Annotated in this window: 14 protein-coding genes; 7 read left to right on the top strand and 7 right to left on the bottom strand. The window is 71.7% G+C overall.

The window, feature by feature from the left end; all coding sequences use genetic code 11:
• Positions 1-619: 619 nt before the first annotated feature.
• Positions 620-805 (bottom strand): hypothetical protein, encoded by a 186-nt coding sequence (locus tag ACNTMW_RS10195; RefSeq protein ID WP_426633196.1) that lies wholly within the window; start codon positions 803-805, stop codon positions 620-622.
• 349 nt (positions 806-1,154) lie between these two features.
• On the opposite strand from ACNTMW_RS10195, the gene ACNTMW_RS10190 reads away from it, so the two are divergent.
• The 3 genes from ACNTMW_RS10190 (at position 1,155) to ACNTMW_RS10180 (ending at position 2,896) form a co-directional block, all read left to right on the top strand.
• Complete coding sequence (locus ACNTMW_RS10190; protein ID WP_426633195.1) at positions 1,155-1,997, top strand: helix-turn-helix domain-containing protein; 843 nt, start codon at positions 1,155-1,157, stop codon at positions 1,995-1,997.
• Positions 1,998-2,021: 24 nt separating this feature from the next.
• On the top strand, positions 2,022-2,216 hold the full coding sequence (locus tag ACNTMW_RS10185; RefSeq protein ID WP_426633194.1) for a DUF397 domain-containing protein: 195 nt from the start codon (positions 2,022-2,024) through the stop codon (positions 2,214-2,216).
• A 173-nt stretch (positions 2,217-2,389) separates the two neighbouring features.
• A complete protein-coding gene (locus ACNTMW_RS10180) occupies positions 2,390-2,896 on the top strand; it encodes a tetratricopeptide repeat protein (protein ID WP_426633193.1) in 507 nt (168 codons plus the stop codon).
• 55 nt (positions 2,897-2,951) lie between these two features.
• Here the strand turns inward: ACNTMW_RS10180 and ACNTMW_RS10175 are convergent, their stop codons facing one another.
• Positions 2,952-3,995 carry a TetR/AcrR family transcriptional regulator gene (locus ACNTMW_RS10175; RefSeq protein ID WP_426633192.1) on the bottom strand — a complete coding sequence of 348 codons (1,044 nt, stop codon included), beginning with the start codon at positions 3,993-3,995 and terminating at the stop codon, positions 2,952-2,954.
• A 130-nt stretch (positions 3,996-4,125) separates the two neighbouring features.
• On the opposite strand from ACNTMW_RS10175, the gene ACNTMW_RS10170 reads away from it, so the two are divergent.
• Positions 4,126-5,310, top strand: coding sequence for a cytochrome P450 family protein (locus ACNTMW_RS10170; protein WP_426633191.1), 1,185 nt, complete (start codon positions 4,126-4,128; stop codon positions 5,308-5,310).
• A 75-nt stretch (positions 5,311-5,385) separates the two neighbouring features.
• Here the strand turns inward: ACNTMW_RS10170 and ACNTMW_RS10165 are convergent, their stop codons facing one another.
• The 5 genes from ACNTMW_RS10165 to pdhA form a co-directional block, all read right to left on the bottom strand.
• Positions 5,386-6,825, bottom strand: coding sequence for an LppU/SCO3897 family protein (locus ACNTMW_RS10165; protein WP_426633190.1), 1,440 nt, complete (start codon positions 6,823-6,825; stop codon positions 5,386-5,388).
• A gap of 203 nt (positions 6,826-7,028) precedes the next feature.
• Positions 7,029-7,160: a hypothetical protein gene (locus ACNTMW_RS10160; protein ID WP_426633189.1), complete on the bottom strand. Its 132-nt coding sequence runs from the start codon at positions 7,158-7,160 to the stop codon at positions 7,029-7,031.
• A gap of 323 nt (positions 7,161-7,483) precedes the next feature.
• Entirely contained in the window at positions 7,484-8,929 is a 1,446-nt protein-coding gene (locus ACNTMW_RS10155; RefSeq protein ID WP_426633433.1) for a dihydrolipoamide acetyltransferase family protein, read from the bottom strand.
• A gap of 5 nt (positions 8,930-8,934) precedes the next feature.
• On the bottom strand, positions 8,935-9,912 hold the full coding sequence (locus ACNTMW_RS10150; protein WP_426633432.1) for an alpha-ketoacid dehydrogenase subunit beta: 978 nt from the start codon (positions 9,910-9,912) through the stop codon (positions 8,935-8,937).
• Positions 9,909-11,054 (bottom strand): pyruvate dehydrogenase (acetyl-transferring) E1 component subunit alpha, encoded by a 1,146-nt coding sequence (gene pdhA, locus ACNTMW_RS10145; RefSeq protein WP_426633188.1) that lies wholly within the window; start codon positions 11,052-11,054, stop codon positions 9,909-9,911. Before pdhA ends, ACNTMW_RS10150 begins: the two co-directional genes overlap by 4 nt.
• A 300-nt stretch (positions 11,055-11,354) precedes the next feature.
• On the opposite strand from pdhA, the gene ACNTMW_RS10140 reads away from it, so the two are divergent.
• From ACNTMW_RS10140 to ACNTMW_RS10130, 3 genes are all read left to right on the top strand, one after another.
• A complete protein-coding gene (locus ACNTMW_RS10140) occupies positions 11,355-11,483 on the top strand; it encodes a hypothetical protein (protein ID WP_426633187.1) in 129 nt (42 codons plus the stop codon).
• 19 nt (positions 11,484-11,502) lie between these two features.
• Entirely contained in the window at positions 11,503-12,213 is a 711-nt protein-coding gene (locus ACNTMW_RS10135; RefSeq protein ID WP_426633186.1) for a hypothetical protein, read from the top strand.
• 188 nt (positions 12,214-12,401) lie between these two features.
• Complete coding sequence (locus ACNTMW_RS10130; RefSeq protein WP_426633185.1) at positions 12,402-12,992, top strand: GNAT family N-acetyltransferase; 591 nt, start codon at positions 12,402-12,404, stop codon at positions 12,990-12,992.
• The last annotated feature ends 27 nt before the right edge of the window (positions 12,993-13,019 follow it).

Here is a 13,019-nt window from a genome sequence, read left to right as displayed (position 1 = left end):
ACGCGGTACGTCGGCCGCCGGGCACGGGCGCCGACCGGGCAGGGAGCTGTAGCGGGAGTACAGGATCCTGATCGCGGTGGCGCGGCGCGGGCAGCGGTCGGCGCCGCACGCGGCACAGCGGGCCGTGCCCGGGTCGGGTACGTGTTCGCACAGGACCGCCCAGGCCCGGCGGACGAGGTCGAACCGGTTGTGGACGGTGCTCCGCGACGGGGTGAGCCACGATGGCCGGGGCTCGCGTGGCCGTATCCAACTCAGGAAGCGGTCGTACAGGTCGACGTCGAGCGGGCGCCCCAGGTCGATGACCGCGTCCGTCAGCTGGGCGGTGAGGTACATGGCCAGGCTGGCCCGGGCGTCGGCGTACTCGGTGAGGAGTTCGGCGCGGGCACCGAGGCACGGCCACTCCTCCCGGCAGGCCGCGCAGTGCCAGTCCGGGCGCCGGGGACGGTGACCGGTCAGCATGGCGACCTCCCGGCCAGGAGATACGCCGCCCACACCGCGACGGTGCACGGGTACGGCGTCAGGTGTCCCCACAGCTCCAGGCATCCTCGGCACAACCCGGAGCGGTCGCGTACGTGTACCTCGGCGGTACGCCGCGCGGCCGTAGCCGCGTCGTCGCCGCTCACCCGTCGCACTCCCGGATCACGTACGGCTTCACGTACGGCCGTACCGGATCGACGGTGTCGTACTGCGCGGTCGCCGCGTCCGCCCAGGCCGGACGCTCGACCGGGGTCTGGGTCGGCGCGGGCGCGGGAGCCGGTGCCTCGATCTGTCGCCTCGCTCGGCGTCCTTTCCACCGTGACCACACGGACGGACCTCCTCAGTCCTCGTGCCGGGTCCTCGTGCTGGGTTCTCGTGCTGGGTTCTCGTGCTGGCGGGGGAGCGTGACGGCCAGCGCCGCCGGGGCGACGGTTTCGGCCTGCGTGCCCCGCCTCTGGCGGCCGTCACGCTCCCGTTCTGGGCCCTGACCGGGGTGAGCGGACGTGTCCGTCTCCGAAGACGGATCAGTCTTGTTCGCTGCGCCTCGTTCGGGCACGCACAGGTTGCCACGCAAAAACTGTGCGCGCAATTGGTTGGCGTGGACATTGCTAACCGTTGTGCAAACCGGTTCGGTGGCGGAAAATGGCCGCGCCATCGGGCGAGCGAGGGGGACGGGCATGGCGGACGGGTCGACCGTCAAGCGGCGACGGCTGGGCATGCGGCTTCGCGAAATCCGTGAGGCGGCCGGGAAGACGCGCGACGAGGCAGCGGCGCACCTGGAGGTGACCGCCCAGACCATCAGTCGGTTCGAACTGGGACGCGGCGGTATCCGGGCAAAGACGGTCCGGGAACTGCTCGACCTCTACAGCGTGAAGCCCGACGACCCGATCCGCGTCGACCTGGAGCAGATGGCCAGGGAAGGCCGGACGCGCAGTTGGTGGAGTACGTATGCCAGCGTGATCGACAGCGGGTACGCCACCTTCATCGGCTTCGAGGACAGCGCTGCGGAAGTGCTGACCCATGCCGCGCTCGTGGTACCCGGTCTGCTGCAGACCGAGGACTACGCTCGGGCGGTCATCCGTGCCGCGCGGCCCGATCTGCCGACAGTACAACTGGACCGCCGCGTTCAGGTTCGGATGGAGCGCCAAGGTCGCCTCGCGGCCGGGTTGCGCTTCTGGGCAATCCTCGATGAGGCTGTCGTCCGACGAGTGGTCGGTGGCCCGGCCGTCATGCGGCCTCAACTGGAGCGGTTGATCGAGGCGGCACAGTTGTCGAACGTGACGATCCAGGTATTGCCGTTCGCGGCTGGTGGTCACGCCGGGATGCTCGGGGCCTTTACGATTCTCAGCTTCGAGGACGACCCGGACGTGGTGTACATCGAGGGCGCGACCGGAGATCAGTTCCTTGAGGGGGACGCGGCGCGGCCGTATACGCTGCACTTCAACGGCCTGCGAGCCGCAGGGCTGCATCCCGACGAGTCGATCCGGCTGATCGAGGAGGCGGCGAAGGCGCTGCGGTGACAAGTAGACAAGGAGGCGGCGAGCATGCCCCTCGACGAGAACTGGCGGAAGCCCAGTCGCTCGGGCAACGGCAGTGACTGCATGATCGTCCGCCGGGCATCCGACGGCATGATCGAGGTTGGCGACGACAAGGTTCCCGGTGGTCCGGTGCTGCGGTTCACGGTGGCGGAGTGGGAAGCGGCGGTCGACGGCTTCAAGCGCGGTGAGTTCGACCTCTGACCCGATATGTCTGAAAGGTCCCGGCTACAAGTCCGGGACCTTTCGTGTGTGTGATCGAATCTGGTGGATCTTGGAAACTTTGGCACCAATATTGGTGCCCACGTTTCCAAGATCGGAAAAAGTGGAGATCGAAAAGGGCGGTCACGGCGGCGGACGTGTGCGAGGCTGCTGCCATGATCGACGCGGACTGGGAACAGCGGCTGGCCGACGCCTGGGCGTCGATCGACCGGCACGACGAGGCGGACTTCCGCGCGCTGATCGACGCACTGGTCGCCGAGCTGCCCTCGGGCAGCGCGGTCGGGCCCTTCGAACGGGCCGCCGCGTTCGACTCGACCGGCCACTCCGACCGCGCCATCCCGCTGTACCGGGAAGCCCTCGACCGCGGCCTGACCGGCGAGCGCCGGCGCCGCGCGGTGATCCAGATGGCCAGCTCGCTGCGCAACCTGGGCCGGGCCGAGGAGAGCGTCGCGCTGCTGACGGCCGAGCTGGGCGCCGGCTCCGACCACCTCGACGACGCGGTACGGGCCTTCCTCGCGCTGGCGCTGGTCGACGTGGGGCGCGACCGGGAGGCCGTCTCGCTCGCGCTGGGCGCGCTCGCACCGCACCTTCCCCGGTACCAGCGGTCGCTCGCCAACTACGCCCGGCTGCTCATGGAACCTGATCCCGACGGTCGTGATTGATCCCGCCCGCCACGGTGCGCGGGAGAGGACGCACCGGCGTGCGGGAGAAGAGCTGTCACCCCGAGGCGACCGCGTGGCACGCGCCGTAGCCGTCGGCGCGGGCAACGATCCGGCCGCCCTCGACGCGTACCGCGCTTTCGGTGGCGTCGCTGCATGCGGGCACGCCCGCGGCCGCGGCGAGGACGCCCGATTCATCGTGGACGATCTGGATCCGGGGCCAGGCTGCCGCCGGAACGGCGGCTCGGAGACAGCCGCGTAGCTCGGTGATCGAGAGGCGGGCCAGCGGTCCCAGCTCGCCGGGGTTGCCGGTAACGAGGACCGCGGTCACCTCCGCGGTGGGTGGCGCGGCACGGCGCGCCTCCTCGATGGCGGCCACGCGGTGCAGGCCGAGGATCGCGACGACGCCGTCACGGGCCAGGTGTGCCGGCTCGGCGCGGAGGGCATCGATCATGGCCGGCGGGGCCCACGCCTGGTCGGTGGGGCGCGCGGGGGCGACGTGCGGCAGGTGGGAGGGTTCCCACGCATCGTCGAGATCGAGATCGGCCAGCCCCTCGCAGGCCCGGACCACGGCGAACGGCTCACCGAACCCCGGTGCGGCCGCCGCGAGCTGGCTCGCCCCGTGCAGTGTCGTCAGGGCGACCTCGGCCGCCCGGACCATGCGGGTCGCGGCCTTCGTCGGCCCCAGCCGCTCCAGCGACAGTCCGAGCAGGATCGCGCTCAGGCTCGTCAGCTGCGAGAACGGACGACTGGTCCGTTCGTCGGCCAGGATCTCGGGGATGAGATCGCGGCTCAGGCGGGTCGCGCTGTGCCGGTCCTCGGTGGACAGCGGCAGGCGGGCCATCCAGGCGCGCGCGAAGTCCGCCAGTGCCGCGCCGGCCGTCCCGGCGGTCGGAGGGTACGGCGGGTCGGCGGCCTCCTCGGCGGCCTGGGTCAGTACCGCGAAGTAGAGGGCGCGCTTGCTGGGGAAGTTGGAGTAGACCGCACCGCGGGTCAGGTCGGCCCGTTCGGCGATCTGGTCGATCTTGGCGTCCCGGAAGCCGTGTTCGGTGAATTCGTCGCGGGCGGCGGCCAGCACCCTGGCGCGGTTGTGTTCCTGCATCTCCGCCCTGCTGCGCCGAACCATCGTCCCCCTCGCCGTCGCGTCCATTGCCGTGGCCGTGATCGTAGGATACCGTCGCCATTCAAATGATATGAACATCTGGTATTAACATCTGAATCGAGGGTGAGGCATGGAGATCCCGCGCATCGAACTGTCCGATCCGGCCGTGCTGCGAGACCCATTCACCGCGTACGCCGCCGCACGCGAACGGGCCCCGCTCGCTCGCCTGGTGGCACCGGGGTTCGGTGAGATGTGGGCGGTGACGCGGTACGAGGACGCGAAGGCGATGCTCGCCGATTCCCGGTTCGCGCTGAACACCACCAGCTACCTGCGCCCTGACGTGCCCGAGCACTGCCTGAAGTACATGCGGACCATGGGTGAGATGGACGGCCCCGCGCACGCAAGGCTGCGCCGGTTGGTGTCGCCCGCGTTCACCGCCCGGCGCGCCGCTGAGTTCCGGCCGCGGATCGCGGCCCTGGTCGACGCCCTGCTCGACGATCTGGGTGAACAGGTCGCCGGGGGCGCGGTGGACCTGCTCGCGACCCTCGCCCGGCCGCTACCCATCGACGTCATCTGCGAGCTGGTCGGTATCCCGCCGGAGAGCCGGGCGAGCTGGCACGGGTACGGCGCCGCGGTCGCCGCCGGTCACGGCGCGGCGTTCGCCGAGGCCATCCCCGCCATCATGCGCGACGCGGTGGCGGCGATCGCCGATCGCACCGGCCGGCCCGGGCCAGACCTGCTGTCCGAGCTGATCGGCATCCACGCCGAGGACGAGGACCGGCTCAGCGAGGACGAGCTGGTCACGCTGGTCTGGCATCTCGTCCTCGCCGGACAGACCCCGGCGAACCTCATCGCCAACGCGGTCGAGGCTCTGCTCGGACACCCCGACCAGCTCGCGGCGCTGCGTGCCGACGCAGGTCTCATGCCGGGCGCCGTCGAGGAGCTGACCCGCTGGTGCGGCCCGCAACTACTGAGCGTGCCGCGCTTCGCCCACGAGGACGTCGAGATCGTCGGCGTACCGATCGGCAAGGGCGAGCCGGTCACTGCCGCGCTCGCCTCCGCCAACCGGGACCCCCGCGTGTTCACCGACCCGGATCGACTCGACGTCCGCCGCCCAGAGGACCGGAAGGCGCACCTGGGGTACGGCCACGGGCCGCACTTCTGCCTCGGCGCGGCGCTGGCGCGGGTACAGACCGAGGTCGCACTCACCGTACTACTGCGTCGCTTTCCCCGGCTGGCGCTCGCCGCGGACGGCGCCCGGCGGGTCCCCGACCCGGGAACCTGGCGCCTCACCGAACTGCTCGTGACCCTCTGACCGGGACGGCCGGTCACTGAACGGCGGAGCCCCCGGGACCGGTCCCGGGGGCTCCGCCGTGTCGTCTCCTGGGCGCTACTTCTGGTCAGCCGGACGCAGGCAGAGCACCTCGTCCTTGCCGTCCTTGGACACGACCACGTACGGCTGGTTGGCGTCGGGGCACTTGGACTGCTGCTCGACCTTGTTGACGACCCGGTAGGCACCGCTCTCGGAGCAGGTGGCCTTCACGGCCTTGCTGCCACTCTGCTTCACGCAGTCGTTGACCGCGAAGTCGGCGCTCGACCCCCGCATCGTCACCGTGATCGCCGTGGCCACCGCGGCGATCACGACGACCACCGCGACCAGCGCGAGGATGAGGAGCAGCCGCTTGTTCTTCCCACCCGGGGCGTTCGGATCCTGCGGTCCGTCCGGCGTCTCGCCGTAGGTGCCGTAGGTCTGCGGCCCGTACCCCTGGGCAGGCGGGGCGCTCGGCGTGCCGTAGACGTTGGGCGGGGCCTCCCGCTGTCCCTGGAACGGCGGTACCGGGTAACCGGCCTGTCCCGGCATCGGGTAGCCGCCGCTCGGCTGGCCGTAGCCCTGTCCAGCGGGGTTGAAGGCCTGGGTGGCCTGTCCGTACTCCTGGGCCGGTGGGGCGGGTGGGCTGAAGGGCTGGTTCGGCTGGCCGTAGTCCTGCCCGGCGGGGTTGAAGGGCTGGTTCGGCTGGCCGTAGTCCTGGCCGGGGTTGAAGGCCTGGGTGGCCTGTCCGTACTCCTGGGCCGGTGGGGCGGGTGGGCTGAAGGGCTGGTTCGGCTGGCCGTAGTCCTGGCCGGGGTTGAAGGCCTGGGTGGCCTGTCCGTACTCCTGGGCCGGTGGGGCGGGTGGGCTGAAGGGCTGGTTCGGCTGGCCGTAGTCCTGCCCGGCGGGGTTGAAGGGCTGGTTCGGCTGGCCGTAGTCCTGGCCGGGGTTGAAGGCCTGGGTGGCCTGCCCGTACTCCTGGGCCGGCGGGTAGGCGGGGAAGCTACCGGGCGGTGCCGGCGGCGGGGCGTACCCGGCCGGTGGCGAGACCGGTGCCTGACCGGCCGGTGGCGAGACCGGTGCCTGGGCGGGTGCCGGCGAGCCGTACACCTGGGCCTGGCCGGGTGGGGTCGCGCCGAATGCCGGTGGCTGGCCGGGCGGCGGCGAGCCGTACACCTGCGCCGCGCCGGCGGCGCGCGGCGGCACGGACGCGGTGCCCGAGGCGGGCGGCATGTACCCCTGCGGCGGCGGCCCGGCCGGTGGGAACGGCCCCGGCCGGCTGACCTGCTCGTCCGGCTGTCCCTGCCAGGCTTCGGACTCGCCGGGTACGGGGTGCGGTGCGGAGGGTGGCTGCACCGACGCGCTTCCCCTGGCCTGCGGTACCGAGGCCCGGGCGCGCGCCGCGCCGGCCCCCTCGGCGGCTACGGGCTCGTCAGCATCGGGCGGGGCTGCCCACGGTGAGCCCGCACCCGCATAGCCCTCCGCCGGCTCGTGGCCAGGCGGGTTCGCGTCGTGCGACATGCGTGCCTCCTCATCGCGTACCTGGCCACCCCGCCGGACGCACCGGCTCGACGATGCACAGGCATCGGCCCGTGGGGGTGGCAGCCCCAACCTACCTGGCACACGCCAGAGCCGGATGACGGCATCACCGACGTGCCCGAAAACGCCGCCGACCCGCCGGGAGCGGTCCCGACGGGTCGGCGGCGGTTAGGAGGGAAGGAAGGTCAGCGGTTCGCGATGTCCATCAGTTCGGCGCGAAGGGCGCGCGACGGGACCGCGTAGAGGGCGCGCTCGATCGCCTGGCGGCGACGGGCGGCGTCCCGCCGGGCGCGGTACCGGTCCATCACGGTGCTCATGGTCTCACTCCAGGTCGTACAGCTCGGTGTACCTCCAGTAGAGCGCACCGCCATGCGTGGGTGCCAACGATTATTAGGTGATCTCGCGCACTGACAAACGATTCGAAGGTTATCGGGTAGGTGCTCTTGGGTTGCTGAAGGGGATCCGGGCATAACGCCGCAACAGGGACGGCACGTCGATAATGGTCATCCGGCGCGCCGACCACGGAGGTCCGGGACGAAAACGGCCATCGTGGTCCGGGCACGGAAACGGCCCCCGTACCCGGCCGTGAAGCCGGGTACGGGGGCCGCTGCGTCGGGGTTCGTCTTCCCCGGACGGGCGCTCAGCCCCAGGCGAGCAGGGCCGCCTCCGGATCGGCGAGGAAGGCGCCGACGTCGCGGAGGAACTTCGAACCCAGCTCGCCGTCGATGATCCGATGGTCGAACGACAGACCCAGCGTGGTCACCTGCCGCGGCTTGACCTTGCCCTTGTGTACCCACGGCAGCTCACGCACGGCGCCGAAGGCCAGGATCGCGGACTCACCCGGCGGCAGGATCGGCGTCCCGGTGTCCACGCCGAACACGCCCACGTTGGTGATCGTGAACGTGCCACCGGCCATGTCGGCCGGCGAGGTGCGACCCTCCTTGGCGGTGCCGACCAGGGCCGTCATCGCGTCGGCCAGCTCGCGCAGGGTCAGCCTGCCGGCGTCCTTGATGTTGGGCACGATCAGCCCGCGCTCGGTCGCCGCCGCGATACCCAGGTTCACGTACTCCTTGACGACGATCTCCTCACCTGCCCAGGTGGAGTTGACCATCGGGTACCGCTTGAGTGCGACCAGGACGGCCTTCGCCACCAGCAGCAGCGGCGAGACCCGTACGTCCCGCCAGTCGGGCATCGCGCGCAGCCGGTCGAGGGCCTTCATCGCGCGGGTCACGTCGACCGTGAGGAACTCGGTGACGTGCGGCGCGGTGAACGCGCTCGCCACCATGTTCTCGGCGGTCAGCTTGCGTACCCCCTTGACCGGGATGCGCTGCTCGCGGTCGGGGCCGAAACTCGCCGCGGCCGGGAGCGGCGCCGCCGTCGCGGCCGGCCGCCGGACCGCCTGGTGCACGTCCTCCCGGGTGATCGAGCCGTTCGGCCCGGTCCCGGTCAGCGTGGACAGGTCGACGCCGAGATCCTTGGCGAGCTTGCGGACCGGCGGCTTGGCCAGCGGCCGGTGCAGTGCTGCCGGGGGCTGCTCCCGTTCCCGTACGGGCGGCTCGACCACCGGCGCGGACGTGGTTGCCGGCGCGGATGTCGTTGCCGGTGCGGCCGCACCCGCGGTGGTCGACCGCGGGCGCCGCTGGGCGACCGTGTTCTTCGGCCCGTACCCGACGAGCACCGCGGTACGCCCGCCGGGTGCCGGTCCGCCGATCAAACCGGGCTCCACGGCGCCTTCGGCCGGGGCGATCTCGACCGCCGCCAGCGACGCCGCCGACGGCGTGGCCGTGGCCGACCCGGCCGACCCGTTCACCGGGCCCGGGTGTTCCAGCGGGCCGGCAGTCGGGTCGGTGTCGATCGCGATGATCGGGGTGCCGACCTCGACCGTCTGGCCCTCCGGGTGGAAGATGGCGCTGACCCGGCCGGCCCACTTCGCCGGGATCTCCACCGCGGCCTTGGCCGTCTCCACCTCCACGATCGGCTGGTTGAGCTCGATCATGTCGCCGACGCCGACCAGCCACTTGAGGATCTCACCCTCGGTGAGGCCCTCGCCCAGGTCGGGCAGCGGGAACTCCTTGATCCGCGTCACCGGCGTCACCACCCGAACGTCCGGTCGACGCCGTCGAGTACCCGGTCCAGGTCGGGCAGGTACTCCTCCTCGACCCGGGCGGCCGGGTACGGCGTGTCGAAACCGGTGACCCGCAGCACGGGGGCCTCCAGCGAGTAGAAGCAGCGCTCGGTCACGCGGGCGGCCACCTCGGCGCCGAGGCCCAGGTTGGACGGCGCCTCGTGGACGACGACCAGCCGGCCGGTCTTGCGGACCGACTCGTAGACCGGCCCGAGGTCCAGCGGCGACAGCGTGCGCAGGTTGATCACCTCGAGGGAGCGCTCGCCCTCCACCGCGGTCGCGGCGTCCAGTGCGGTGCGCACCATCGGCCCGTACGCGACCACGGTGCAGTCGGTGCCGGGGCGCACCACCCGCGACGCGTGCAGCGGGTAGGGCTCGCCGGCCGGGTCGACCTCGCCCTTCTCCCAGTACCGCCGCTTGGGCTCCAGGAAGACGACCGGGTCGTCGGAGGCGATGGCCTGCTGGATCATCCAGTACGCGTCGTTCGGGTTGGCGCACGAGACGACCTTGAGCCCGGCGGTGTGCGCGAAGTACGCCTCCGGGGACTCGGAGTGGTGCTCGACCGCGCCGATACCGCCACCGAACGGGATCCGGATGACGATCGGCATCCGTACCTTGCCCCGCGACCGGTAGTGCAGCTTGGCCACCTGGGACACGATCTGGTCGTACGCCGGGTACACGAAGCCGTCGAACTGGATCTCGCAGACCGGCCGGTACCCGCGGATGGCCAGGCCCACGGCGGTGCCGATGATGCCCGACTCGGCCAGCGGGGTGTCGATGACGCGCTCGTCGCCGAAGTCCTTCTGCAGGCCGTCGGTGATGCGGAAGACGCCGCCGAGCTTGCCGACGTCCTCGCCCATGATGAGCACCTTGTCGTTGGACTCGAGGGCGCGCCGCAGGCCGTTGTTGAGCGCCTTGCCGAGGGTCAGGGTCTCGGTCATCAGTGTGCACCCCCCTCGAAGGAAGCCAGGTAGGCCGAGAACTGCTCGCGCTGCTCGTCCAGCAGTGGGGAGCCGTCGGCGTAGACGTGGTCGAACAGCGAAACCGGGTCCGGGTTGGGCATGTCCAGTACCCGTTCGCGCAGGTGCACCGCTATCTGCCGGGCCGACTCGTCGACCTCGTCGAAGAACGCGGCGTCGGCGAGCCCCTGCTTCTCCAGGAAGGCGCGGACCCGCTTGATCGGGTCCTTGGCCTGCCACGCCTCGACCTCGCTGGCGATGCGGTACCGGGTCGGGTCGTCGGAGGTGGTGTGCGCACCCATGCGGTAGGTGTACGCCTCGATCAGCATCGGGCCCTGGCCCTGGCGGGCGTGGTCGAGCGCGTCGCGGGTCACCGCGTACACGGCGAGCACGTCGTTGCCGTCGACCCGGATACCGGGGAAACCGAACCCGGCGGCCCGCTGGTACAGCGGCACCCGGGTCTGGCGCTCCAGCGGCTCGGAGATCGCGTACTGGTTGTTCTGGCAGAAGAACACGATGGGGGCGTTGAACACGCTCGACCAGACGAACGCCTCGTTCACGTCGCCCTGGCTGGTCGCGCCGTCACCGAAGTAGGCGATGACCGCCTCGCCGTCCGGGCCGCCGACCTTGCCGTCCTTGGCCACGCCCATGGCGTACCCGGTCGCGTGCAGCGTCTGCGCGCCGATGACGATCGTGTACATGTTGAACTTGAACTCGTTGGGGTCCCAGCCACCCTGGTCGACGCCGCGGAACAGGCTCAGCGGCATGATCGGGTCGATGCCCCGGCAGTAGAGCACCCCGTGCTCACGGTAGGTCGGGAAGACCATGTCCTGCGGCAGCAGCGCCCGGCCGGAGCCGACCTGCGCCGCCTCCTGGCCCAGCAGGCTGGCCCACAGGCCCAGCTCTCCCTGCCGTTGCAGGGCCGTCGCCTCGGCGTCGAGCCGCCGGACGGTGACGAGGTCGCGGTAGAGGCCGCGGTACTCCTCGTCGGTGAAGTCAACCGTGTAGGTCGGGTGATCGACCCGCTCCCCCTCCGGGGTGAGCAGCTGCACGAACTCCGGTGCCGGCGCGGGTTTCGCCCTGCGTGCGGTCCGGGTTCGAGCCGGGGCTCCGTCGCCCTTGGCCATCCGTGTCTCCCTGTCGTGTCTCGCGTCGGCAACGGGGGTGCCCCGCCGACCAGCGGATTGCGAGCTGGCGCGGCCGGCCCGGTCGGGGCCGTGCGCAGCTTCGGACGCGGGCGGTACCTCCGTTTCCCCAGCGTCCGGGAGCGACAACCCCGATCTTGTTCGCAGGGTATGCGGGTGTCGATCGGTGTCGTCGACTTCAGCATGGCAGAACCCGTGACCATCGCCACAGCCCGGATGGCTGATCTTTACCAGTCCATGATCGCGAGTCGGACAAACAGTGCGCTTCCCCATGGTCGGAAAGTGGGCACAGTGGTTATCAAGTCGCGGGTGGCGCGCCCACTGTGGGACGTACGGGTGCCGGCCGCCCGGGGCACGCCCTGTCTCGGCCGTCCGGGTGACCGCTGCCCGGACACCGAGGTGAGCACCTAGGACCGGAAGGAGTCGTCGCGTGTCACCCTCCGAGCCACGCCCGGTCGCCCGGCATCGCATGCGGCACCGCTTCCCGCGTGTCGTCCGCCCGTACCCTGTCGTCGTCTCGATTCTGGTGACGCTCGCCTCCGTACCGGTGTTCGCCGCCGTACTGGCCGGGTCGGCGACGCTGACCACCACCGCCACGCCGCGCGCGCCGATCCTGGCGGACGAGCCGCAGGGGCCGCCCGTCGTGGTGCCCCGGCGGCCCGACGTGACGGCGCCCCCGGCGTCCCCGGTGGAGGCCGACGCGGCGGCGTCCGGCCCGGTGTCCACCACGCCGCCGGCGACCCCGGAACCCGTGGTGACGCCGGAGGTGGCGGGCGACGTGGCACCGTCCACCGACGTGGTGACGGTACCGCCCAGGCCGGCGCCGCGCGACGGATCGGCCCCGGTCGGCGCCGCCGGTACCTCTCCATGGAGGCGGGCGCCGCAGCCGGTCGCACCGGGCAGCGGCGGTTCGGAACAGGACCGGGAGTCGCGGCCTCCGGCCGCGTCGCGGCCCGGACCGGCGCCGCAGCCGGGGTGGACCGGGAGGCCGGGGCGTCCGGGTGCGTCGCAGCAGCCCGGTACACCCGGCGGCTCGCCTCCGGTCACTCCGCCGGCTCCGGGTATCGGCGGGATCATCGACCGCCTCGATGACCTGCTGAGCCAGCTGGGGCGCCTTCTCGGTGAGGGCCGAACCGGGTGATGCTGCTTGTCGGGTACGTGCCCGTTTGAACCAACTGTCGGTACCCGGTCGGGGTGGCGGGTGGCCTCCGGGATCGCGCATGCCCAGGTACCTCTGGGCCGGAACGCGGGTACCTCCTTGCCGGAAACGGTGTCACGGGCTTGCCGGAAACGGTGTCACGGGCCCGGTCACGGGGTCACTATGAGCGCATGACGCAGACTCTTCTCTCCACGCGAGAAGCAGCCACGGTGGTGATCCGGGGTTACCGGCCGACCGACCACAGTGCGTGCCGGCGCCTGTGGGCCGAGTTGACGTCCGAGCACCGCCGGCTCTATCCGGGCGCGCCGCCGGTCCCCTCCGCGACGTCGCCGGTCATGGGGGAGCTGGGGGTCGCGGCGCCGGCCGACGCGTCCGGGGGCGCCGGCTTCGAGGAGTACCTGACCCGGCTCGACCTGTCCGGCATCTGGGTCGCCCAGCACGCCGACGCGGGCGTGGTCGGTCTGGTCGGCCTGATCCTGCAGGGCAGGGCGGGCCTGGTCGACCCGATCGTGGTCACCGCTGAGCGGCGTGGTCGGGGCATCGGGCGGGCCCTCCTCGAGTACGTCGCCGAGCAGGCCCGCCGTCGCGGCATGCGGGAACTGACGATCTCCCCGGCGCTGCGCAACCTGGACGCGATCCGGTGCCTGCACCGGGCCGGGTTCGACGCCGCGGCCACGGTCACGCTCGCGCTCGACCTGAGCCGGCGTAACGGTCAGTGGCGCGACGGCGTCGAGGTGCACGGAGTCCGGTTCCGGTACTGACGGCGCCGGCATCGCTGGTGGCCGCGG

Origin of the sequence: Planosporangium spinosum (genome assembly GCF_049999945.1) — a bacterium.
Classification (GTDB): Bacteria; Actinomycetota; Actinomycetes; order Mycobacteriales; family Micromonosporaceae; genus Planosporangium; species Planosporangium spinosum.
The sequence above is the reverse complement of the archived record's forward strand: the minus strand, read 5'-3'. Positions and strand labels throughout refer to the sequence as shown.